Source organism: Candidatus Methylobacter favarea (assembly GCF_902806695.1).
GTDB lineage: Bacteria > Pseudomonadota > Gammaproteobacteria > Methylococcales > Methylomonadaceae > Methylobacter_B > Methylobacter_B favarea.
This window is the reverse complement of sequence record NZ_CADCXN010000080.1, coordinates 88742-110940: the sequence shown is the minus strand read 5'-3', so window position 1 is coordinate 110940 and position 22199 is coordinate 88742. Positions and strand designations below refer to the sequence as shown.

Here is a 22199-nt window from a genome sequence, read left to right as displayed (position 1 = left end):
ACGGCCATTCGCTCGGCCGTCTTTGCAGTTCGCTTGCTTGCCGCATTTTGGACAATCCATCACGCCCTCCCAAGGCATCTGAATGTTGCAAAACTTATACATTGTCTATATTTATTTAGCAATGCCTCCTTGTCAATAATGTTTTTGTCACAAGTGCGCCTCTAAAAATTATCCGCTCATACTTCGACAAGCTCAGCACGAACGGATAAGTCGCTAATTTTATGAACCATCGTTCGCACTGAGCCTTTCAGCTTCGGTCAGGAGAGCCTTGTCGAAGTGCAATTTTCAGAGGTTCCCATCATTGATCAGCATAGACCAGCGGGGCTATTGCACAGAAAATATTCGGGTAACATTTAAATTCTCTTATAGGACGCTGTTTATCGAGGCTAGCTCGGAAGTTTTTTGGACACAAAAATTTTTCAAAATAGTTGCGTCGCTGTCGGAGGATAGGATGACAATGGTTGGCTTATAGTCCTGAAAGACCCATAAATAAATTCTAATCAGGCGCACTTAATGAGCTTTTGATTGATTAATATGGGCTGCCTTTAATTACTGAGAGATGATTATGAAAAAAGAGTGCGATCTTTGCCATCAACCCTTAACCGACTATCAAGTGCTGTTTGACCGGCGTATTGAACGCATGGAATACCTGCCCATGGGCGATGACTTTCAGGCCGTGGCGATGGTTTTATCGTGTGATGGCATCGCCTGCTATTGCAGCACGGACTGTTCAGCGGTCGGCGTTCAAAAAGGCTTGCAGGAACGCGGCATCAGCAAGACCGGCGGCAGCATCGGCCCCCTGACGAGTTGCGCCAAATGCGGCGGTCTTGTCGATATGACCCGGCCTCATGCGCATTATCTAGAGATGGAAGTCATTGTCCATAAAACCCCTACACAGACCAGTCTGACCGTGCTTTACGACGAAGGGCTGGCGGATGTCTGTATAAACTGCGAGCCGGACGGCGCCTTTCTGGCTGTAACGCAGCAAGCGGCCGCTCTTGCCTAGAGAGTTTTCTGACCTATACTGATTAAGGTAAGCAGGGGGTAAAACGCAACTTCACCTCTGTATAACCGCTGATGAACCGCACCGAACGCTTTTACCGGATTGATCAATTATTGACTGCCCGCAAGCTGCTGACGCGCCAAACTTTACAGGAGGAGCTAGGCGTTTCCTGGGCGACTTTAAAGCGCGATCTGGCCTATTTGAAGGAACGCTTTAATGCGCCTATCATCTTTGATTATCAGGTCGGCGGCTACCGCTTTAATACGCCTAATGTCGGCCCTGCTTATGAGCTGCCCGGGCTGTGGTTCAATGCCGATGAAGCTTATGCGCTGCTGACGCTGTACGGTTTGTTATCACATCTGGAACCCGGTTTATTAGCGCCGCATGTTGAGCCCTTGCTGTCGCGTTTGAATAGCATTCTGAAACAGAATTCACCCGGACATTTTCCCATCAGTGACCGCATTCAGCTCGCCGGCATTGGCAAGCGCCGTAAAAATCCCGCCCATTTTAGCCGGGTAGCGCGGGCCACGCTGGCCCGCCAACAAATCAAGGTGAGTCATTATTCCCGGGAAAAGGATCAGCTCATGGAACGCACCCTCTCGCCGCAGCGGCTCATGTTTTACCGCAATAACTGGTATCTGGAAGCCTGGTGCCATGCTCAACAGGCATTACGCCGTTTTTCAGTGGATGCGCTGACTTCGGTTGAGCTGCAATCTGAACCTGCCCGGGAGATAACTGCTGCTGAATTGGACGCCGCCTTTGCCGACAGTTTCGGCGTTTATGGGGGAACCCAAACTTTTACCGCGCGCTTGCGTTTTTCACCGGCCGCTGCGCGCTGGGTCGCCGATGAAAACTGGCATCCCAGGCAGGCCGGGCATTACGATGCCGCAGGCTACTTCATTCTGGAAGTGCCTTATGCCGAACCCACAGAATTGCTGATGGATATTTTGCGGCACGGTCTGCACGTCGAAGTGCTTGCGCCTGCTGAATTGCGGCAAAGTGTCTGCGAGGTCATTCAGGGAATGACTGCGTTATACCGGGCGGAAAAATAAACATTTCAACGCGGATTATTTTTAACGGGCGCACCGGTTGCGCCTGACGGCGGCTAAACTGATTTCTACTTGGCTAGAGTAGCCGAATTAAGCCGTTAGATTAGTTTTATAAGCGATTAACCACAAGGCACGGAACCATGCAGAAGATTTATCAGGAATCATTGAACCCCGGCATTCGTCATCCTTGCCGTAACGATCAAGGTAATTGGGTGACGATTTCCCAGCCCACGCTACCATTGCCCCTATCCGCCTTCGCCGATCCGGCGCAATTGGCTCTAATGCTGCCGGGCGGTCCAGCCCCCGCCGGGTTAAACGGCATTGCCTTTCAGCCTTGGCAAACGGCGCCTAAAACACTAGCGGGGTGGTCACAGACGGAAGGTCAGGCAAGTCTCGATGAGCCACCGTTGAAACCTAAAAACGGCAAGAAAGCGGCCGCCGGAGTGGTCATTACGGAAGCCGATGGCCGCATCTGGCTGGTGGCGCCGACCAATGGGTTTGGCGGCTACCAAGCCACCTTTCCCAAAGGCCGCTTAGAACCCGGACTGAGCCTGCAGGCCACCGCCATTAAAGAAGCCTTTGAAGAGTCCGGCTTGCAAGTCGAAATCACCGGACTGATCGGCGACTTTGAACGCTCGCTCACTCTCACTCACTATTACACGACGCGTCGGGTGGGCGGCTTGCCGACCGAGATGGGCTGGGATCGCAAGCCGTGCTGCTGGCGCCGAAGTCCCGGCTTTTAAAAATACTCAACCATGCCAATGACCACGCGGTCATCCAGGCATTAGCGGCGCTGAACAATGAAGCTCAAACGATATGACTGGGCGATAGATGACTGTTCAATACTGACTGCGCCCCTGAAACTTCATTCATTAAGAGCATTACTATGGATACGTTAGAGCGTTTTCGCGGCTGCCTGCTGGGTTTGGCGATAGGCGATGCCGTGGGCACCACGCTGGAATTTAAAGCCAAAGGCAGTTTTACCCCGATTACTGATATGGTCGGCGGCGGCCCTTTCCGCCTTAAACCCGGGCAATGGACCGATGACACGGCGATGGCCTTGTGTCTGGCTACCAGCTTGCTGGAATGCCAGGGCTTTGATGCCGATGATCAAATGCAACGCTACTGCCGCTGGCATGAGGAAGGCTATTTGAGCAGCAACGGCCGGTGTTTTGATATCGGCAACACCGTCAGTCAGGCGCTGCGTGGTTATCAGGCGCACGGCAATCCCTATGCCGGTTCCACGGATTCCTGGTCAGCCGGCAACGGCAGCTTGATGCGTCTGGCGCCGATACCGTTGTTTTATTATGCGCACCTTGAATCCGCCGTAGCCTTTGCCGCCGACAGTTCACGCACCACGCATGGCGCGCAAGAATGCATCGAGGCCTGCCGCCTGTATAGCCGACTGCTGCTGCGCGCCTTGGCCGGCGAAGACAAGGAGCAGATCGTATTCAGCGATGGCGTAGGGGTTAGCGAAAGCTCCAAGATCGCAGCCATTGCCAACGGCGATTACCGGGATAAACACGAATCCGCCATTCGCGGCACCGGTTATGTCGTGGATTGCCTGGAAGCGGCGCTGTGGTGTTTCTGGAGCACCGATTCATTTAGCGCGGCCATCCTCAAGGCGGCCAATCTGGGCGATGATGCCGACACCACCGCGGCCGTCTGCGGGCAATTGGCCGGGGCCTACTATGGCAGCTCAGGCCTGCCTGCGGCCTGGATGCAGCGGCTGGCCAAGCGTGACCTGATTCAGGATCTGGCCGACCGGCTTTATCAGCATTCCCAAGCGTGCTCCACTTGAACACTGAGGCAATGGCATGAACCTTGTTCTAGCGGCCGTGGTCGCCGCTCATTGCTACAACCTGCCGCTTGATCAAGGCGCTTACTGCCGGGCCATTGCGCACCAGGAGGTAGCGCACTGCTACAGTATTCAGGACAGCGCATTGCGCACCGAATGCCGGGCTATGATTCACCAAGAACCCAGCATATGCGATGGGATAACAGACTCGGCCGAGCGCCGCCTGTGCCGCGCCCGGGTAGAGAATAACGCGCATTAACCGATGTGGCCGGCTGTTAATGCTCAATCAAAAAAATTTATTTAAAGGAAATTGCTATGAAAGTATTTTATACGCCAAAGATGGTGGCAGACTCTGCATCGTTCTCACCCAGCGCCGCTAAACCCAAGTTAGTTGTTGAATCATGGCTCTCTCATGGCTTTGCTATCGATGTGATTGAACCCCGCCCGGTGACGCCTGAGCAGCTGTATCGCGCCCATAATGGGAATTACGTGGACGGCGTCTTATCCTGCCGTCTTGCTAATGGCTTCGGCAATCGCTCCCAAGCCGTTGCTGATTCGCTCATTTACACCAGCGGCGCGATGCTGGAGGCTGCCAAGGCAGCAATGTTGACAGGCGGCCTTGCCTGTGCGCCGGTATCCGGCTTTCATCATGCCTGCTGGAGCAAGGGCGGCGGCTTTTGCACCTTTAACGGCCTGATGGTAACAGCGCTTGATCTGCTGGAGTCGGGCGCTGCCAAAACGATTGGAATTCTGGATTGCGATCAGCACTACGGCAACGGCACGGACGACATTATCAACCACCTCGGTGAAGAAAGCCGGATAGTCCATTTCACCACCGGAAAGAGCCATTTTGAGCCGGTAGCTTTCTTGAAAACATTCGCCGAACGGTTCAGGAACCTGTACGCGGCGTGTGATGTCCTGCTCTATCAGGCGGGCGCCGATCCGCATATCAACGATCCTTTGGGCGGCTGGATGACCACGGCGCAACTGCACGAACGGGACAGAATTGTATTTGAGACAGCTCGCGCTATGAAACTGCCGATGGCCTGGAATTTAGCCGGCGGCTACCAGCGCGATGCAAACGGTCATATTGGCGCGGTCCTGGAGATTCATGACAACACCATGAGAGCCGGCCTTCAGCAGACTAATAGAACTATTGCAGCAATTGAACAGCCTTATTGAGTAGGTGGTTGCCTGGCACTGGCAGTCTTGAGTTGTCCGCATTTCAAGGCTGACCAGTCCTTCCCTGGAAATTGGCAATAGGCTCTTCAGGGCCCGGCCTGAGACGATCATTGTCCGGTTCAATCGAAACACATATTTTGAAGCCCTCAGATCAAATTCAGGGTTTTACAACTAATTAAAGCACTTACAATTTAGGTTTTGATGCTCAAGTTCCAAAAACCTGACAACCCTTCCGCTACAAATATTAATTCTAAACCGGTTTTTTCTTTATAAGTGCGGCGGATTAGCCGAGGCCAGTTCGTCCAGAATCTGGCGGAAATGCTCGTAGCTTTGAATTTTTAGCACCTCCACTTCATCCAAAACCGCTTCATAATAGGATGCGGATCTTCCCCCGACAATCAAGGCGACCTTATTGCCTATCAATTTTCTAAGCCGCCTTAACTCCTTCGGAACAATATGATCGTCATTACTGAAACTGATGCTTATCGTTACGGCACGGGCATTGGTATATTTAACTGCCACAGCGATTTCTTCGGCCGGCAGATTGGCGCCCAGATAGGTCACCTGCCAGCCTTTGAGCTCTGCAATAATGGCGGCAAGCAAGGCGCCCAGTTCATGTAACTGACCAATCGGCGTGCTGACAATCATGCGCGGCGCATAATCGGAGCAAGGGTTATTGTTGCGCAAAATATAGCACAAAGAACGGATAATGGCCGATGCCATATGTTCATGGACTGGCCTGAGATCCCCCGATTTCCGGTGTTGATCAATCTTGTTCAATAACGGCGTCAGCAAGTTTTCAATAAAGAATTGGGAGCCCAGTTCTACAATAGCATTTTCAAAATGAGACTCCAGTGTTTTTGCATCAAAAGCCAGTACCGCGGCATAGCATTTTTCCACATAGTCTTCCGCCAGAAACTTTCTGTCGCCCGTTAAGGCTACGGGATTATGGGGATCAGAGAACGTTATGGAGGTATCATGCTGGAGAAGTTTTTTCAGTTGATCCAATGAAAATCGCGCGATCTGACTGATACTGTGGCCATGACTGGTCGCCTGATTAAGTAATTTCAAACGGGCTATATCCTGGTCAGTATAAATGCGGTGACCGCCTGCCGTCCGTATTGGCGTAACGGCTTGATAGCGGCGTTCCCATGCCCTGACCAGATCAGATTTTACACCGGATCGCCTGGAAACCGTGCCGATAAGATATTGCGATGAATCATCCTTAAAACTCGTCATAGCTACCTGTGGGGGCAAAACCATTAAAATTGTATGGTATCACAAGCTTTACAAAACCTTGACAAAAATTGTCTAGTCATTTTTAACTTAGCTTGTATATAAGCAGAACAAGGATAAATTTTATTATACCCCGGTTTATATTTAATAAAGGTAAGAACGGAGTTGATAAAATAGGTTTGATTGAAAAGCTAGTTAAAATGCTAAATTATGAGCTTAACACTGGACGCGGACAAAAATAATAGCGGGGAATGATAAGATGATCAGGTTAACTTATGCCAGCACAGCAATTAATGAGTGGAGTCCGGAGGAACTGCTGTCGCTGTTAAAAACATGCCGGACTAATAATGGCGCTAAAAACATAACCGGCATACTCCTGTATTCGAAGGGGACTTTTTTTCAGGTGCTTGAAGGAGATGAGGCGGCTATTAATAATTTATACAGCGTGATAGAAAAAGATAAGCGCCACACAGATGTTACCGTGATTGAAAAGCAGCATATAACCGAACGGGCCTTCCCTTACTGGAGCATGGGCTTTGAGAAAATAGACAGCAAAGCTCTAAGTAAAATGGAAGGTCTCAATGATTTCTTTGAAAAGGATTTTACGCCTGCCGGTTTTGCTTCTCATAAACAGATTATCGGTCCTTTATTGACGCACCTGCGCAGCCGGCTGATAAAACAAGTGACAATTGATAGTCATGAAGAACTGCCGATGGAGCATGAAGATCCTTATATACGGTTATTGCACCGCACTATACGCATAGGCGTTAAGTTTCTTGCCTTGTTAATGGTTATTGTCATTATTTTGGGTATTGTTGATGTTGTTTATGTGATATATCAAAAAATCGTTCAGCCTCCGTTTTTGCTGATGACCATCAATGACATGCTGGAGGCATTTGGGGGTTTTCTGGCTGTGTTAATTGCCATTGAAATTTTCCTCAATATCACTTTATACATCAGGAGTGACGTCATTCCCGTCAAGCTGGTTGTCGCTACCGCTTTAATGGCTATTTCACGGAAAGTTATTGTTTTTGATTACAAGCATTTGCCTCCTGAATATGTAAGCGCTTCTGCATTAGTACTGCTGGCTCTGGGTGTTACCTATTGGCTAATTCAGAAAAAAGACTAGCGGAAGGGAAGGGTGAGAGGGCGGAATAGAGCCCTAAGCTGCAAGGTATTGCTCAATTACCCGTTTTATTGATTAATTCTGAATAACCCTCTTTATAGCCCGGGTATTTAAATTGATAGCCCAATGCCTTTAACCTTGTATTAATGCAGCGCTTATTCATACCCCCCTTACTGCCGGCGGACTGAATGACAGGAGGCGGACAATTCATACGTTCAGCCAGCCAGGATATGACGTTCCACAGCGGGGCAGGATCATCATCACTGGCTAAATAGCATTGCTCCAACGCTAGGCCAATTAACCGTTTTTCAAACAAAAACGACAATACGTTAACACAATCATCTTGATGAATGCGGTTAGTAAAATACGGCGGGTCTTGCTGGATCAATGGCGCTTGCCTGGCCATTCTTAAAAGATATTCACGGCCCGGTCCATAAATCCCTGCAAAGCGCACGATGATATTGTTGGGGTTTGCATCCATCAGTTTTTGTTCGGCCTGCCTGATCAGTTTACTGGTGATATTATCAGGTTGCGCCAGTGAATTTTCATCCACCCACTCACCTTGAGATTGCCCGTAAACACTGGTTGAGGATACAAATATCCAGTCCGGATTACAAGCCGATTGCGAAAATCTGTTGAGCAGATTATCCAGGCCGATTTCATAAATGTCGCGATAACTTTTTTCATTGCGCCCGTCAGTCGACGCAATAAAAAACACGTGTTTAAAATCAGCATCCAAATCCTCAAGATTTGCACGTAAACTTATATCGGCAGTGAAATAATTGATTTTACTAGGTTGTAAGACAGGCGGATGTCGTTTAAGCCCGGTTATCTGATGACCGTTAGCGGATAAAACCTCGGCAAGCTGCAGGCCGATAGCGCCGCAACCGATAATTAATATTTTCGCCATTGGTTATAGCTGATTAATAAATTGCAGTTCCGGGGGGTAAGGCGACATATAGTAAGATTGTTCTATGTAAGGATCGGGAGCTTTACGGAAATGGTGTTTGAGTAAAGTCAACGGCACAATCAGGGGAACCTCGCCGCTGCGGTACCGCTCAATTATTTCGCAAAGTTCAGCTTTATCGTCAGGGCTTAACTCTTTTTTTAAATAGCCTTGAATATGCTGCAAAACATTGACATGGCTTTTACGGCTTGCCGTTTTTTTAAGGGTGTGCATTAACTGTAAAATATAATGCCCGGCAGTCTCCATAACAGTGGTTTTATTCAGGCCGGCCAAGAGTTGACCCAGATCGCGGTAATCGGCGTGACTCATGATTATTAACTTATGACGGGCATGAAAATCCGTTAAGCTTTTTGCTGTGAGGCCTTCTGCAATCATCTGTTTCCAGCGGTAAAGCACGTACACACGCTGGATAAAGTTTTCCCGCAGCTTTGCATCGCCCAACCGGCCTTCCTCTTCTACAGGCAATAAAGGATTATTACGCATCATTTCCTGGGCATAAATGCCAATGCCGTTGCGCTGCGGCTGATTATCAGCGTAAATCCTGACCCGATCCATGCCGCAACTGGGTGAATCCTTTTTCAAAATATAACCGCATAACTCAGCGTGTCGATGTAGGTGCTGCTGCGCGTAATTTCTTAACCGGTCTGTTACATCCATGTGCGGATCTTGAATGCCGATACAGCGCACTGAGTTATCAATTTTTACCAGATGAATGGGCGCGCGAGGTGTGCCAAGGTCAATTTCCACCTCCGGGCAAAATGGATGAAAATCAAAATATTCAGCCAGGGTGCCGGTAATATATGAATCGTGTTTATGGCCGCCGTCGAAACGTACAGGGTGGCCTAACAAGCAGCTGCTGATGCCGACTGGAATTTTTTTCATTAGTTAATGAGAGGCAAGATGTTAATTCGCTGCTTTGAGTATAATCGGCTGCTCATCATTACAATAATGTTATTTATTAAATAGGCTTAGGATTATTATATGTTGAGGCAGCAGGTTGAGTATATACGAACCGAATAGTGCAAAAGTGTTGGATTAATCAAAGTGCTTAATTAAACCCTTGAAAGATGAATAATTAGTTTTTGTTTTCCCGCTTCATACTGTTGCCTGCTAATTTTATACCAACTTTGTGAATGGAATTGTATGTCATATGTTCACCGGTAAGACGCTTTAATGAATAACAGATTTTCCATTTCCGGCATAGCAAAATATCTTCTATTAATTCTCCTCATTGCCGGAACTTACTTTGTTTTCGGCTTATTAGGCCAAATCATCAGGATTCCTCCGAGCAATGCCGGAGGAATCTGGCCGCCGGCAGGAATATCATTAGCTGTGATGCTGTTGCTGGGAAAACGAACCTGGCCGGGCATCTTTATCGGCAATGTGTGTATCAGTGCCTGGGTTTTTGGTTCTAGTGAAAGCTTTATTTTTTTTTATATAGCCACCGCTGGAGGCGCCACTGTAGGCGCTATTGCCGGAGCATTTTTAATAAAGCGTTTTGTCGGTTTCCCAAATCCTTTAATTGAGGATAAAAGCATTCTGCTTTTTATGCTGCTGGGCGGTCCTTTAAGCTGTTTGATACCGCCGACTATCGGTAATATCGCCATGAAGCTCGCGGGCATTATTTCTTTATCTGAAATTCCTGTCAATTGGTTCATCTGGTGGGTAGGGGATACCATTGGCGTGTTAGTTTTTACGCCCATTATGCTGACAGGCTTTGCCCAACCTCAACAAATCTGGCATCAACGCCGAAGTACAGTAGGGTTGCCCCTTATTCTGACATTCACATTAGTTTTTATATTGTTCTTTTATGTGCGGGCCATTGATCATAGACAGCATACGCAACAGTTCAAGAATCAGTCAACAGCGTTATTTTATGCTTTAAAAAATCGGATTCAGAGCGTTTTTTATGCCAGTGATTCTGTACGAAATTTTTTTATGGGCTCAAAAACGGTAGAAAGCAATGAATTCTCGTTATTTGCCAGGCAATCGCTGTCTTCCTTCAAAGAAATAGAAACCATAAGCTGGATAGGCCATAGGCGGGATGGCAAGGCCAAAAATCAATTCACTTCCATAATCAACAAACGATCGGATAGACGTTCCGACCCGCCTCCAGCTCTTCCTTCACTTTTAAGCACTCTAGTAAAAACCGATCTTCATTCAGCTGAGCCTGCCTATATATTGGTAGAGGAAGATAAAATTAATCTTATCAATCCTGTTTTTAACGCCGCGCCAAAAAATAAAAATTTGACAGGCGTTATTTATACCTCGATTTCCATCCCAGAGCTGATTCGACAAGCGTTTAGCGAACTGAACACCCGTGGCAGTTTTTTGACTATCTCGGGCTCTGATAGTACTGAAGCCTATAAAAAAATTATATTTTCCAATGCTGATAATCTACGTATCGCTTCTGCCAGACAGTATCTTTTAACAGTAGCCAACCAGCAGTGGCTGGTGAGTTTTTATCAGGATGCAGTTCTGGAGAACTGGCTTATCCACTGGTCACTATGGTGGGTCTTGATTAGCGGACTATTATTTACCAGCTTGCTCGGCGTATGTTTGTTAATGTTAACCGGTCGTTACTTTCGAACTGAATTCATTATTGAAGAACGGACTGCGGCATTACAGCAGGCAAAAAGCGTAGCCGAAATCGCCAACAAATCCAAAAGCCAGTTTCTGGCCAATATCAGCCATGAATTGAGAACTCCTCTGAATGGCATAATAGGCTTTACCCATTTATTACAAAAAAAATCCTCACTGGCTGATGAGGATAAAAAGCAACTCGCTATTATCGGGCAATGCAGTGATAATCTTTTAACGTTAATTAACGATATTCTGGATATTTCCTCCATTGAATCCCGGCAAATAAAAACCGACAACAGCGATTTTGATTTTGATGCTCTGTTAACCACTATTATTGCAATTTTCAAGCTTCAGGCGGATGAAAAACACCTTGACCTGATCGTACGCAACACCGTGGTCTCATATTACCTGCGGGGTGACGAGAAGCGCATCCGCCAAATTATTGTAAATTTACTCAATAATGCCATTAAGTATACAGACCATGGCAGCGTAACTATTAAGTGCCGCTACCAGAATGGAGAATTAAAAATCTATGTTAAAGATACCGGTTGCGGGATTGCAAAAAAAGACCTGAAACAGATTTTTTCGCCTTTTGTACAAATTAACGCGATCCAATATTCCAAAGAAGGCGTGGGCCTGGGCTTGGCAATTACTCAGGAACTGGTTAATTTTATGGGCGGCGAGTTAAGCGTAACCAGTCAACCCGGAATTGGCAGTATTTTTTCAGTTTCACTGCCTCTGCCTGCCCGCGAAAAAAGCCACAGTTATGTAGCCTGTCAAAAACAAGCCGTCATTGAAAAACCTGCGGGTCCCCGTGTATTAATTGCCGATGATAACGAAATCAACCTCTTATTGTTGACCAATATGCTGGAACTGCAAGGCTGTAAGGTTGATTCAGCCGTTGACGGCAAGGAAGCTTTGCAGTTAATTAATCAGCAGCATTATCAAATGGCGCTTATCGATATCAATATGCCGGTAATGAGCGGTCTTGAGCTTGTGAAAACACTCAGAAGCCAGCGTAATCCAATCATAATGACCGCCATCAGCGCTTATGCCGATAACACCAAAATAACTGAAGCTCTTTCAGCAGGTTTTGATTATTATCTGACCAAACCCATTGATGAAGACCAATTGGCAAAACTTCTGCAATCGCTAGTAAACACCGCATAATTTCAGGTTATATTAGCCGCACTTAGCCTTTAAAATAAACATCATATCTAAGCAGCTTGCCCTGAAAACTTTCATTGGGCTGGCCGCCTATGGGGAGAGCGTAGTCCGGGCTTTTAACCACCACCCGTTTACGGGTTGCCGCTAAAGCTGCTGCAAAAAGCTGTTCCTTATCCTGATCATCGCCCAGTAAATCGCGCAGTATCATCATTGATTTTTTTGCCAGCGCAGATTTTTTCCGTTTCAAAGGAAACATCGGGTCAAGATAAATACAGTCCGGCCTGGTTTCCAGGTTGTCTAACAGATCAATGGCATTTCCTATAAGCAATGGAGGCGATTGAAGGTGCAGTTGCTGCATCCAGTACTGCTGATTTAGTCTGGAAAAACCGTCCAGAAGCAATTCCGCCATAACCGGCGAGCGTTCAATGCATAAAATTTCATAGCCCATGCGAAATATATGCATACTGTCCTGACCCCAACCGGCGGTAGCATCGATAACCGTTCTGGTTTTTCGACCCAGGGCCTGAGCTAAAGCCCCTTGTTTGGGCGCAGGCCAGGAACGCTGTTCGCCGTTGCGCGGCTCTATATCTACTGTTAACCCGCCCTTTTTCCTGTTAAGGAGTTCCCTGTCAAATAATTTCAGGCAGCCAGCGCGCCAGCTTAAAAACAGGTTTTCGGGAATGTCGGCATCAAGGGATTGATACAAGGGAACGAGCAGGCTGTCGGCAAGTTTCTGGAAAGCCAGAATATCGCCCTGGCCTTCATAAAGCACGGCCAGTTTTCCGGCGTATTTTTGCTCTGAAGTTTTCGTGAACATGGTTTATTAACCGCGATGGGAGAAGCTGCAAATAAAGCTTCGTGCTCTCCGAGTTCTTCGTGGTTAACAGTTATTCGGTAGAAACAGGTTTTTGTTCGTTTTTCAAGGCTGCATCCAGCGTATGCCAGGCTAAGGTCGCGCATTTGACCCGTGCCGGATATTCACGCACCCCGGCCAATACCGCCAGCTTGCCGACTGCTTCCAGATTAATTTCTTCATCTTTGCCGGTAGTCATTTCGTGGAATTTTTTAAATAACTCTTCGGCTTCCTGCTCTGTCTTACCTTTGACAATCTCGGTCATTAACGAGACGGAAGCCGTGGATATGGCACAACCTGATCCCTGAAAACTGGCATCGGTAATGACATTGCCATTCATTTTCAAAAATAATGTCAATTTGTCGCCGCATAAAGGATTGAAACCTTCCACTTGTCTGTCAGCATTTTCGATGACGCGGAAATTACGTGGATTTCTGTTGTGGTCGAAAATGACCTCTTGGTAGAGGTCGCGTAAGTCATTAAACATTAGCCAAATACCTCTATCAGGGACGCTATGCCCGTCATTAACACATTGATTTCTGATTTGGTGTTGTACATTGCAAATGATGCTCTTGCCGTTGCCGGCACTTCAAAAAAATCCATGACCGGCATGGCGCAATGGTGTCCGGCCCTGACGGCAATGCCCAGGCTGTCGAGCATGGTGCCGATATCATGCGGGTGAATTCTATCCACTACAAAGCCTAAAATGGCGCCTTTCTGACTGGCTTCGCCGATAATTCGCAGGCCCTTGATGTGTCGGGCCTTTTCGGTAGCGTAAGCCAGCAATTCGCCCTCATAGGCGGCAATGTTAGCCATGCCGATATCATTTAGGTAATCCAGGGCTGCGCCCAGGCCCACTACCCCGGCGATATCAGGCGTGCCGGCTTCAAACTTGTAGGGCAGTACATTATATTCTGTTTCTTGAAAGGTAACCTTGCGGATCATGTCGCCGCCGCCCTGATAGGGCGGCATGGCTTCCAGCAATGCCTGTTTGCCATAAAGCACGCCGACCCCTGTAGGGGCGTAAAGTTTATGCCCAGAGAAGGCATAAAAATCGCACTCCAGATCCTGCACATCAATCGGCATATGCGGAATTGCCTGGGCGCCGTCCAGCAATACCGGCACGCCTTGCGCATGAGCCGCGGCAATAATTTTTTTAACCGGATTAATCGTACCCAACGCATTGGACATATGCACAACTGAAACCAGCCGGGTTTTATCGCTGATCAGTTTTTCAAACTCATCAAAGATTAATTCACCTTGCAGATTAATAGGCGCAACTTTTAATATTGCGCCGGTTTGCTCGCAGAGTATTTGCCAAGGCACAATATTGGAATGATGCTCCATGGCGGTAATTAAAATTTCATCCCCGGCTTTAATATTGGCTTTGCCATAGGTCTGAGCGACCAGGTTGATGGCTTCGGTAGCGCCTTTTACAAAAATAATTTCTTTTTCGTTGGCGGCATTAATGAAGTTTTTAACCTTGGTGCGGGCGCCTTCAAACTTATCGGTGGAACGCACGCTTAAAGTATGTACGCCGCGATGCACATTGGCGTAATCATGGCTGTATAGCTGTACGATGCTGTCAATAACGGCTTGCGGCTTCTGGCAGGTGGCGGCATTATCCAGATAGATCAAGGGTTTATTGCGGATAAGTTCTGCCAGGATGGGAAAATCAGCGCGTATTTTTTCTACGGGAAAATTTGTCATGGTTTTGTCTGTTCTGATTTCGATGTGTTGCTTATTCATTAGCGGCATATTATATTTACCGATGATTCCAATTGAGTTTGATTGCACTTATGGCTACTGTTAATCCTGTGAAACACCTGACCCACCTCGATGAATGGCGCAGATTGGGCGAAGCCAATATTTTTCCGCCTGAAAGCCGTCTTGAACTTATTAACGGAGAAATTCTGGAAATGGCGCCTATAGGCTTTAATCACGCGGGTCACTTAAAACGTATCAATAAACTATTCACAAGATTAGTCCCTGATAACGTAATTACTAGCGTTCAAGACCCACTCCAACTCGGCGATCTTTCCGAGCCTGAACCGGATTTCATGCTGTTAAAGCCCAATGCTGATTTTTATTCATCCCGTCACCCCAATGCAAGCGATGTATTGCTGCTGATTGAAGTTGCCGATAGCTCGTTAGCGTTTGACCAGAACCAGAAGCTGCGTTTGTATGCGCTGCACGGCATCCCTGAATACTGGCTGCTTAATCTCAATGATTCGTGTTTGGAAGTATATCGCGAACCCAACGGCGAGGTGTATGCCGAAAAAACCACCTTACGCGCAGGCGATACCATTACCTTGTCTCAATTGGACCAGATAGCCATCAACATTGCTGATATTTTATAACCAGCTCTTTTCAATGCCCTCCTGCGGAAAGCGCAGTAACACCTGTTCTAAAACCTTATCGTGCAAACTTTTAATCCTGATCTTGTCGACCATTTCATTGGCGAACGCAAACGTCAGCATGTTACGGGCTGTTTCTTCATCAATACAGCGGGATTGCAGGTAAAAAACAGAACTTTCATCCAGCTGCCCCACAGTCACGCCATGTCCGCATTTGACGTCATCGGCATAAATTTCCAGCTGCGGCTTGGTATCGGCTTCGGCATTATCGGATAGCAGCAGATTGCGGTTGTTCATTTGGGAGTCGGTTTTCTGGGCATCTTCAGCCACGATAACGCGGCCCTGAAAAACGCCTCGGGCCCTGTCATCAAGAACGCCCTTGTAGATTTCCCGGCTGATAGCGTGCGGCTTTAAGTGATTGATGCGGGTATGACTATCAATATGCTGGCGCTTGACGCCCAAATATAAACCGTTCAGCTCACATTCCGAAGCCTGATCCATATCCGTAAGAATATCGCTGCGCGCCAGCAACCCGCCCAGAGCGAAGTTATGATGCGTAAACCGCGCGTCTTTTCCCTGCTTAACATAAGTGCCGCCAAAATGGTAGGCTTTTTCAGACTCGCTTTGCATTTTATAGAGCGTAAGATCGGCGTTCTGATCGATAAAAACTTCTGTGACTGCCGCCGTCAGATAGCTGTTATCGACGCCTGCGAAAGTCTCTATTACTTTAGCTTCGGCCATTTCGCCTACAATAATAATAGTGCGGGTCGTAGCCATTGTTTCGGCTTGAGTCACTACATGCAGCAGCTGTACCGGTTTTGCCAGAACCTGGCCGGCAGGCACATGCAGGAGTAGGCCGTCAGTAAACCAGGCGGTATTGAAGGCGATAAAACCGTGTTCGGAATAATTGACGGCTTGTCCTAAATATTTTTCCACTAGGGGCGCAATAGCTGGCGACGCTGTCAAAGCATCAGCCATACTCATCAATGAAACCGCTTCAGGCAAACCATCCAGTACCGAAAGTTCGGCTGAAAAGCGGCCATTAACCAAAACCACCGACCAGGCATCTTCGAGTTGACAGCCTTTCAGCCAAACCTTATCCACAGGAGGTGTGGTTAATGAAAGCGATGGCGAAAACAGTTTTTTTTCTATAGCCGATACATTGGTGTAACGCCATTCTTCTTCACGCGGCGATGGAAAGCCGTGCGCTGAAAATTTTTCCAACGCCCTGCATCTTAACTGCTTTAACCACGGCAATGTCTGACCGGGCAAGGTCGGTGCCAGGGTTTGATATTCAGCCGTATAACGGCTTGCCGTTGCCGTATTCATTATGCCGCCGCCTGTTCTTCAAGCCAGCCGTAGCCTTTTTCTTCGAGCTCCAGGGCAAGATCGGCGCCGCCGGATTTGACAATTTGACCATTTGCCAGAACATGGACGAAATCCGGTTTAATATAATCCAGCAGTCGCTGATAATGGGTCACCATGATAAATGAGCGTTCCGGCGAACGCAGAGAATTAACGCCTTGCGCCACGACTTTCAAGGCATCGATGTCCAGACCCGAGTCGGTTTCATCCATAATGCACAATTTAGGTTCCAGGATGGCCATTTGCAAAATCTCATTGCGCTTTTTCTCCCCGCCTGAAAATCCCTCGTTAACCGCACGATAAAGAAACTTCTCATCCATATCCAGCAAGCGCACTTTTTCTTTAACCAGGGTTAGAAAATCCATCGCATCCACTTCAGGCTGTCCCTGATATTTGCGTATGGAATTCAAGGCAGCTTTTAGTAGATAAATATTGCTGACGCCCGGAATCTCGACAGGATATTGAAAGGCCAAAAATACCCCTTCACGCGCTCTGATTTCCGCTTCCATTGCCAGCAGATTTTTAGTGTTATAAGTTACCGAACCTTCGGTTACGGTATAACCGCTTTTACCTGACAAGACATGGGCCAAGGTGCTTTTACCGGAACCGTTCGGGCCCATAATCGCATGAATTTCACCGGCATTAATCTGTAGATTAATGCCTTTAAGGATGGGCTTGTCAGCTATGCTGACGTGAAGATTTTTTATGCTGAGCATATTGTTTTTACCTGATTGCGTTTTAATTCCATTGACTTGATTCTAATGAATTTAGCCTACCGAACCTTCCAGACTCAATCCCAACAGCGCCTGCGCTTCTACAGCAAACTCCATAGGCAGTTCCTTGAACACTGCTTTACAGAAGCCATTGACGATCATCGAGACGGCGTCTTCTGCTGACAGTCCGCGCTGCCGGCAAAAGAACAATTGGTCTTCGCTGATTTTTGAGGTCGTGGCTTCGTGTTCAACCTGTGCCGAAGGCTGTTTGACTTCCACATAGGGGAAGGTATGGGCGCCGCATCTGTCGCCGATTAACAGGGAATCGCACTGGGTGTAATTACGGGCGTAAGCCGCGCTTTTCAACACCTTGACCAGACCGCGGTAGGTATTCTGCGCCCGGCCTGCCGAAATACCTTTGGAAATAATCGTGCTGCGGGTGTTTTTGCCGATATGAATCATCTTGGTGCCGGTGTCGGCCTGCTGATAGTTATTGGTCAGCGCTACGGAATAGAATTCACCGGTCGAATTGTCGCCGGTCAGAATGCAGCTCGGGTATTTCCAGGTAATGGCCGAACCGGTTTCAACCTGCGTCCAGGACACTTTGGAATTCTCCCCCCGGCAATCGGCGCGTTTGGTGACAAAGTTATAAATACCGCCTTTGCCCTCCTTATCGCCCGGATACCAGTTTTGTACGGTAGAGTATTTAATCGTTGCGTCTTTCAGTGCGATTAGCTCTACCACCGCCGCATGCAACTGGTTTTCATCGCGCATCGGCGCTGTGCAGCCTTCAAGGTAACTGACATGACTGCCTTCATCGGCAATAATCAATGTTCTTTCAAATTGTCCGGTTTTGGCGGCGTTGATTCTGAAATAGGTGGATAACTCCATCGGGCAGCGCACGCCTTTGGGAATATAGACAAATGACCCGTCAGTGAAAACAGCGGAATTTAACGCCGCAAAGTAATTATCGGCAGGCGGCACCACTGAGCCCAGATACTGCTTGACCAATTCGGGATGATCGCGCAGGGCCTCTGAGATCGGGCAAAAAATAACCCCCGCCTCTTTCAGTTTGCCTTTAAAGGTCGTGGCTACCGATACACTGTCAAACACCGCATCGACTGCAACGCCGGCCAGACGTTCCTGTTCATCCAGAGGAATACCCAGCTTTTTATAGGCGTCCAGTACTTGCGGATCGATTTCATCCAGGCTTTTGGGGCCGTCTTCCTTGCGTTTGGGCGCAGAATAATAGCTGATAGCCTGATAATCGATGGGGTCAAACTTGACAAACGCCCATTCCGGGGATTTCATGGTTTGCCAGTGACGGAATGCTTTCAACCGGTATTCCAGCATGAATTCAGGCTCATTCTTTATCGTTGACAGTTTATGAATCACGGCTTCATCGAGCCCTGGCGGAAAAGTGTTTGCTTCCAATTCAGTCACAAAACCCTGCTTGTATTCCTGACTGATCCGATTCTTGATTTGTTGCGCACTTGCTGACATAAAAACTCTCTATCTAATGATATAAACTGGCGACCGGAATCATGATTTCTTCCGGCACAATTAAAGGTTTAATCATATCTGCCAATGTCACCGACTCCAGGGCGTTATGAATGGTCTGATTAATTAATCCCCAGTGACCGCGAATCCCGCAGCCGGGAGCTTGCCCGCAGCCCTGCTGGGAAATGCTGCATTCGGTCAAGGCAATAGGCCCTTCCAGCGCGCTGATAACAGCCGCCACGGTAATTTTTTCCGGCATTCTGGCTAAGGCATAACCGCCTTTTGCTCCGCGTGCAGATATCAGCACCTTGGCATTAACCAGCAATTTCAGGATTTTACTGACCGTAGGCAAGGCAATTCCTGTTGCCGCCGCTATTTCCATGGCGGCATGCACATGCGTGTTATCTCTGGCGATAAAACTCAAGATAACCGTTGCATAATCAGTTAATTTACTCAACCGTAACATACTTGCTCCTTAATAATTGAGGACTATAATAGTACTATTTAATACCATAGTAAAGGCCTCGGTTATAATTTTGAATAACGAACGCTTTGCCGTAGTTAAACTGTGCCAGAATGAGCCACCCACAACGCCAGGATTTTTCCCTGTTAAAAACTCGGTATCTTTAAAGCAGCTATAATTTCCAGAACCCTTATAATTCATTAAAACTCATTGGCTGAGAGCCATTTTTTGTATAATCCAGAACTTTTACGATTTTAATACAGCAATGCAGACTCCTTTTAGTACGATTGGCATAATAGGCAAACCCAGTGATCCTACTATTGCCGAGACATTATCCGTACTGTATGATTATTTAAAGCAAAATCTATATAAAGTAATTGTTGCGCAGGACAGCGCCCAGTTTATCCAGGATAAGACGCCTGAGTCCTGCCCTATCCATAATATTGGGCAGCACTGCGATCTGGTAATTGCGGTGGGCGGCGACGGCACCTTTCTGTCTGCAGCCCGCGCCATAGCCAAACACAATATACCTCTAATTGGCATAAACCTCGGCAGACTGGGTTTTCTGGTAGACATATCGCCTGCCGAACTGCCCGGTAAATTGCACGGCATCCTTGGGGGCCATTACACGGAAGAAGCACGCTATTTATTGCGTACCAAAATCATTCGCGATAAGCAGGTTATCCACGAGGAAACGGCTGTCAATGAAGTTGCCATTCATCGCTGGGTAACTTCCAGCATGATTGAAATTATTACTAAAATTGATACTGTTTTTTTAAATTCCCAACGTTCTGATGGCTTGATAATCTCCACGCCAACCGGTTCAACCGCCTATTCATTATCGGCCGGCGGCCCGATTTTACACCCCTCGCTCAATGCTCTGGTGCTGGTTCCGCTTAATCCTCATACCTTATCAAATCGTCCCATAGTCATCGATGATTGTGCCGAGATTGAAATCAGCTTTTGCCAGACCAAACAAATCAATGCTCTGGTTACCTGTGATCAGATTGAAATTCCTGATGTATTGATCAGCGACAAGATTTTGATTAAAAAAGACCCCAAACCGATTAGAATCCTGCATCCTGAAGGTCATGATTACTTCCAGATACTCAGGAATAAATTAAACTGGAGCAGCAGTTATTCCACCCAGTGCCATGCTAGTAAATCTTAATATTAGTGAACTTGCTGTAGTCAAATCCCTGGATCTTGATCTGGACAAGGGCATGTCGGTACTTACCGGCGAAACCGGCGCCGGTAAATCGATTTTATTAACCGCTTTAGGGCTTGCCTTAGGGGATAGAGCGGATTCCGGCTATGTTCGTCCTGATGGCAAACGCGCCGAAATTAACCTGGAATTTGATTTATCCGACGCCCCTCAAGCGCAGCAGTGGCTGGAAGAAAATGAACTGGATGAAGAACGGCAGTGTTTAATCAGACGCATTGTGAATCAGGACGGCCGTTCCAAGGCCTATATTAATAACCATCCGGTCACTTTACAGTCGCTACAGGCGCTCAGTGAAAAACTGGTCGAAATTCACGGCCAGCATGCCCATCTGACCTTGCTAAATACTGACGAACAGCGCCGTTTGGTGGATTCATTTGCGAACAATCAAACTCTGCTGGATCAAGTAAACACATGCTATCGGCAATGGCATAACGCCAATAAGGAACTGCAAAACCTGATTAAAGCCAGCACCGATCAAAGCCAGCGTGAAGAACTGCTGCGCTATCAGATTGATGAATTGCAGCAACTAGACCTTAGCCATAACAGTTATGCAGACCTTTCCGAAGAACACGGCAAACTGGCAAATCTGGAGCAGATTTTAACCATTGGCCAAAGCCAGATAGATATTTTGTATGAAAACGATCAGTTATCGGTGAATCAAATGCTCAGCCACAGCATCAGCGGATTAACACAGATTGCCCGGTTTGCCCCCGAATTAAATGAAATCTGCACACTGTTATCCGAAGCCCAAATTCAGACAGAAGAAGCCGCGCAGCAATTACGCCGTTTTCTGGAAGCGCAGGAAGCAGATCCCCTGCGCATGGAAGCCCTGGAAAGCCAGATTGGCATTATCCAGAGCCTTAGCCGCAAACACCATGTGGCTCCTGATGAACTGCCTGAACAGCTTGTCAAACTTGAACGCGAACTTGATGGGCTCACCCACGGCAGTGAACGCATCGAGGCATTAAAAGTCAGCACTGAAGAATTGCTTGGCCAATATTATCAGCTAGCCGGACAACTTTCCGAGCAGCGCCGCCGCAGCGGCGAAAAACTGCAAAAACAGATTTCCGCCATGATCAGGGAACTGGGTATGCCGCAAGGGGATTTTCTGGTCAATATATCCGCCCTTGATACGGATGTACCCAGGCTTAACGGTAAAGACAGTGTCAGTTTTCTGGTTAGCGCCAATCCCGGTCTGCCGGCCAAACCATTGGCCAAGGTTGCTTCAGGAGGGGAGTTATCCCGCATCAGCCTGGCTATTCAGGTTGTTACATCCAACGACAAGACCACGCCGACAATGATTTTTGACGAAGTCGATTCAGGCATCGGCGGCAGCATTGCCGAGATTGTCGGACAAAAACTGCGCAGCCTGAGCCATAACCGGCAAGTCATGTGCGTCACCCATTTGCCGCAGGTCGCCTCGCAAGCGCACCATCATTTGTATGTTGAAAAAAATAGCCAGGCCGACACCACATCTTCTACGGTCCGGCTTCTGGATAATGAAGCTCGCGTTGAGGAGATTGCCCGGATGCTGGGCGGCGTAAATATTACTGCCAAGACCCGGGCCCATGCCAAAGAGATGTTATTTCAATCTGTTCCGAGCGAGTAAGCC

21 protein-coding genes are annotated in these 22199 nt (G+C 47.7%); 11 read left to right on the top strand and 10 right to left on the bottom strand.

Annotation, left to right across the window (positions count from 1 at the left end; translation table 11 throughout):
• Positions 1-565 precede the first annotated feature (565 nt).
• From HUX64_RS13055 to HUX64_RS13030, 6 genes are all read left to right on the top strand, one after another.
• Entirely contained in the window at positions 566-1006 is a 441-nt protein-coding gene (locus HUX64_RS13055; protein WP_174626659.1) for a hypothetical protein, read from the top strand.
• A 71-nt stretch (positions 1007-1077) separates the two neighbouring features.
• Complete coding sequence (locus tag HUX64_RS13050) at positions 1078-2055, top strand: helix-turn-helix transcriptional regulator (protein ID WP_174626658.1); 978 nt, start codon at positions 1078-1080, stop codon at positions 2053-2055.
• A gap of 236 nt (positions 2056-2291) precedes the next feature.
• Positions 2292-2795 (top strand): NUDIX hydrolase, encoded by a 504-nt coding sequence (locus tag HUX64_RS13045; protein WP_246247015.1) that lies wholly within the window; start codon positions 2292-2294, stop codon positions 2793-2795.
• A 143-nt stretch (positions 2796-2938) separates the two neighbouring features.
• The gene (locus tag HUX64_RS13040) at positions 2939-3853 is read left to right on the top strand and encodes an ADP-ribosylglycohydrolase family protein (RefSeq protein ID WP_174626657.1); all 915 of its coding nucleotides are present in this window, start codon (positions 2939-2941) and stop codon (positions 3851-3853) included.
• A gap of 16 nt (positions 3854-3869) precedes the next feature.
• Positions 3870-4109, top strand: coding sequence for a hypothetical protein (locus tag HUX64_RS13035; protein ID WP_174626656.1), 240 nt, complete (start codon positions 3870-3872; stop codon positions 4107-4109).
• Positions 4110-4165: 56 nt separating this feature from the next.
• Positions 4166-5032: an arginase family protein gene (locus tag HUX64_RS13030; protein WP_174626655.1), complete on the top strand. Its 867-nt coding sequence runs from the start codon at positions 4166-4168 to the stop codon at positions 5030-5032.
• Between the two features lie 267 nt (positions 5033-5299).
• Here HUX64_RS13030 and HUX64_RS13025 read toward each other — a convergent pair whose 3' ends face one another.
• Positions 5300-6271 (bottom strand): MerR family transcriptional regulator, encoded by a 972-nt coding sequence (locus HUX64_RS13025; protein WP_174626654.1) that lies wholly within the window; start codon positions 6269-6271, stop codon positions 5300-5302.
• Positions 6272-6527: 256 nt separating this feature from the next.
• Here HUX64_RS13025 and HUX64_RS13020 point away from each other — a divergent pair, with 256 nt between their 5' ends.
• Positions 6528-7397 (top strand): phosphate-starvation-inducible PsiE family protein, encoded by an 870-nt coding sequence (locus tag HUX64_RS13020; protein WP_174626653.1) that lies wholly within the window; start codon positions 6528-6530, stop codon positions 7395-7397.
• A gap of 52 nt (positions 7398-7449) precedes the next feature.
• Here the strand turns inward: HUX64_RS13020 and HUX64_RS13015 are convergent, their stop codons facing one another.
• Together HUX64_RS13015 and HUX64_RS13010 are read right to left on the bottom strand one after the other, a co-directional pair.
• Positions 7450-8304: an SDR family oxidoreductase gene (locus tag HUX64_RS13015; protein WP_174626652.1), complete on the bottom strand. Its 855-nt coding sequence runs from the start codon at positions 8302-8304 to the stop codon at positions 7450-7452.
• Positions 8305-8307: 3 nt separating this feature from the next.
• Positions 8308-9243 (bottom strand): YbgA family protein, encoded by a 936-nt coding sequence (locus HUX64_RS13010; RefSeq protein ID WP_174626651.1) that lies wholly within the window; start codon positions 9241-9243, stop codon positions 8308-8310.
• A 291-nt stretch (positions 9244-9534) separates the two neighbouring features.
• Here HUX64_RS13010 and HUX64_RS13005 point away from each other — a divergent pair, with 291 nt between their 5' ends.
• Positions 9535-12114: an ATP-binding protein gene (locus tag HUX64_RS13005; protein WP_174626650.1), complete on the top strand. Its 2580-nt coding sequence runs from the start codon at positions 9535-9537 to the stop codon at positions 12112-12114.
• 22 nt (positions 12115-12136) lie between these two features.
• On the opposite strand, the gene HUX64_RS13000 is transcribed toward HUX64_RS13005, so the two are convergent.
• The 3 genes from HUX64_RS13000 to HUX64_RS12990 all read right to left on the bottom strand — a co-directional run bounded on the left by HUX64_RS13000 (position 12137) and on the right by HUX64_RS12990 (position 14674).
• Positions 12137-12928, bottom strand: coding sequence for a class I SAM-dependent methyltransferase (locus HUX64_RS13000; protein WP_174626649.1), 792 nt, complete (start codon positions 12926-12928; stop codon positions 12137-12139).
• Positions 12929-12998: 70 nt separating this feature from the next.
• Positions 12999-13451, bottom strand: a complete 453-nt coding sequence (sufU, locus tag HUX64_RS12995) for a Fe-S cluster assembly sulfur transfer protein SufU (protein WP_174626648.1) — start codon at positions 13449-13451, stop codon at positions 12999-13001.
• Complete coding sequence (locus HUX64_RS12990) at positions 13451-14674, bottom strand: cysteine desulfurase (protein WP_174626647.1); 1224 nt, start codon at positions 14672-14674, stop codon at positions 13451-13453. Before HUX64_RS12990 ends, sufU begins: the two co-directional genes overlap by 1 nt.
• Positions 14675-14763: 89 nt before the next feature.
• On the opposite strand from HUX64_RS12990, the gene HUX64_RS12985 reads away from it, so the two are divergent.
• Positions 14764-15324, top strand: coding sequence for a Uma2 family endonuclease (locus HUX64_RS12985; RefSeq protein WP_174626646.1), 561 nt, complete (start codon positions 14764-14766; stop codon positions 15322-15324).
• On the opposite strand, the gene sufD is transcribed toward HUX64_RS12985, so the two are convergent.
• Genes sufD through HUX64_RS12965 form a run of 4 tightly spaced genes read right to left on the bottom strand, consistent with a single transcriptional unit; the run spans position 15319 to position 19365 of the window.
• Positions 15319-16650, bottom strand: coding sequence for a Fe-S cluster assembly protein SufD (gene sufD / locus HUX64_RS12980; RefSeq protein ID WP_174626645.1), 1332 nt, complete (start codon positions 16648-16650; stop codon positions 15319-15321). The genes HUX64_RS12985 and sufD overlap by 6 nt on opposite strands.
• Positions 16650-17402 (bottom strand): Fe-S cluster assembly ATPase SufC, encoded by a 753-nt coding sequence (sufC, locus tag HUX64_RS12975; RefSeq protein WP_174626644.1) that lies wholly within the window; start codon positions 17400-17402, stop codon positions 16650-16652. The genes sufD and sufC overlap by 1 nt, the downstream gene beginning before the upstream one ends.
• Before the next feature lie 51 nt (positions 17403-17453).
• On the bottom strand, positions 17454-18902 hold the full coding sequence (gene sufB, locus HUX64_RS12970) for a Fe-S cluster assembly protein SufB (RefSeq protein WP_174626643.1): 1449 nt from the start codon (positions 18900-18902) through the stop codon (positions 17454-17456).
• A 13-nt stretch (positions 18903-18915) separates the two neighbouring features.
• Positions 18916-19365 carry an SUF system Fe-S cluster assembly regulator gene (locus HUX64_RS12965; protein ID WP_174626642.1) on the bottom strand — a complete coding sequence of 150 codons (450 nt, stop codon included), beginning with the start codon at positions 19363-19365 and terminating at the stop codon, positions 18916-18918.
• A 262-nt stretch (positions 19366-19627) separates the two neighbouring features.
• Between HUX64_RS12965 and HUX64_RS12960 the strand changes: the two genes are divergently transcribed.
• Together HUX64_RS12960 and recN are read left to right on the top strand one after the other, a co-directional pair.
• Positions 19628-20533 (top strand): NAD(+) kinase, encoded by a 906-nt coding sequence (locus HUX64_RS12960; RefSeq protein ID WP_174626641.1) that lies wholly within the window; start codon positions 19628-19630, stop codon positions 20531-20533.
• The gene (gene recN / locus HUX64_RS12955; protein WP_174626640.1) at positions 20517-22196 is read left to right on the top strand and encodes a DNA repair protein RecN; all 1680 of its coding nucleotides are present in this window, start codon (positions 20517-20519) and stop codon (positions 22194-22196) included. The genes HUX64_RS12960 and recN overlap by 17 nt, the downstream gene beginning before the upstream one ends.
• The last annotated feature ends 3 nt before the right edge of the window (positions 22197-22199 follow it).

Bases quoted from the DNA above. Each gene is read 5' to 3' on its own strand.
- HUX64_RS13055 (WP_174626659.1), top strand. From the start codon at position 566: ATGAAAAAAGAGTGCGATCTTTGCCATCAACCCTTAACCGACTATCAA.
- HUX64_RS13050 (WP_174626658.1), top strand. From the start codon at position 1,078: ATGAACCGCACCGAACGCTTTTACCGGATTGATCAATTATTGACTGCC.
- HUX64_RS13040 (WP_174626657.1), top strand. From the start codon at position 2,939: ATGGATACGTTAGAGCGTTTTCGCGGCTGCCTGCTGGGTTTGGCGATA.
- HUX64_RS13035 (WP_174626656.1), top strand. From the start codon at position 3,870: ATGAACCTTGTTCTAGCGGCCGTGGTCGCCGCTCATTGCTACAACCTG.
- HUX64_RS13030 (WP_174626655.1), top strand. From the start codon at position 4,166: ATGAAAGTATTTTATACGCCAAAGATGGTGGCAGACTCTGCATCGTTC.
- HUX64_RS13025 (WP_174626654.1), bottom strand. From the start codon at position 6,271: ATGACGAGTTTTAAGGATGATTCATCGCAATATCTTATCGGCACGGTT.
- HUX64_RS13020 (WP_174626653.1), top strand. From the start codon at position 6,528: ATGATCAGGTTAACTTATGCCAGCACAGCAATTAATGAGTGGAGTCCG.
- HUX64_RS13015 (WP_174626652.1), bottom strand. From the start codon at position 8,304: ATGGCGAAAATATTAATTATCGGTTGCGGCGCTATCGGCCTGCAGCTT.
- HUX64_RS13010 (WP_174626651.1), bottom strand. From the start codon at position 9,243: ATGAAAAAAATTCCAGTCGGCATCAGCAGCTGCTTGTTAGGCCACCCT.
- HUX64_RS13005 (WP_174626650.1), top strand. From the start codon at position 9,535: ATGAATAACAGATTTTCCATTTCCGGCATAGCAAAATATCTTCTATTA.
- HUX64_RS13000 (WP_174626649.1), bottom strand. From the start codon at position 12,928: ATGTTCACGAAAACTTCAGAGCAAAAATACGCCGGAAAACTGGCCGTG.
- sufU (WP_174626648.1), bottom strand. From the start codon at position 13,451: ATGTTTAATGACTTACGCGACCTCTACCAAGAGGTCATTTTCGACCAC.
- HUX64_RS12990 (WP_174626647.1), bottom strand. From the start codon at position 14,674: ATGACAAATTTTCCCGTAGAAAAAATACGCGCTGATTTTCCCATCCTG.
- HUX64_RS12985 (WP_174626646.1), top strand. From the start codon at position 14,764: ATGGCTACTGTTAATCCTGTGAAACACCTGACCCACCTCGATGAATGG.
- sufD (WP_174626645.1), bottom strand. From the start codon at position 16,650: ATGAATACGGCAACGGCAAGCCGTTATACGGCTGAATATCAAACCCTG.
- sufC (WP_174626644.1), bottom strand. From the start codon at position 17,402: ATGCTCAGCATAAAAAATCTTCACGTCAGCATAGCTGACAAGCCCATC.
- sufB (WP_174626643.1), bottom strand. From the start codon at position 18,902: ATGTCAGCAAGTGCGCAACAAATCAAGAATCGGATCAGTCAGGAATAC.
- HUX64_RS12965 (WP_174626642.1), bottom strand. From the start codon at position 19,365: ATGTTACGGTTGAGTAAATTAACTGATTATGCAACGGTTATCTTGAGT.
- HUX64_RS12960 (WP_174626641.1), top strand. From the start codon at position 19,628: ATGCAGACTCCTTTTAGTACGATTGGCATAATAGGCAAACCCAGTGAT.
- recN (WP_174626640.1), top strand. From the start codon at position 20,517: ATGCTAGTAAATCTTAATATTAGTGAACTTGCTGTAGTCAAATCCCTG.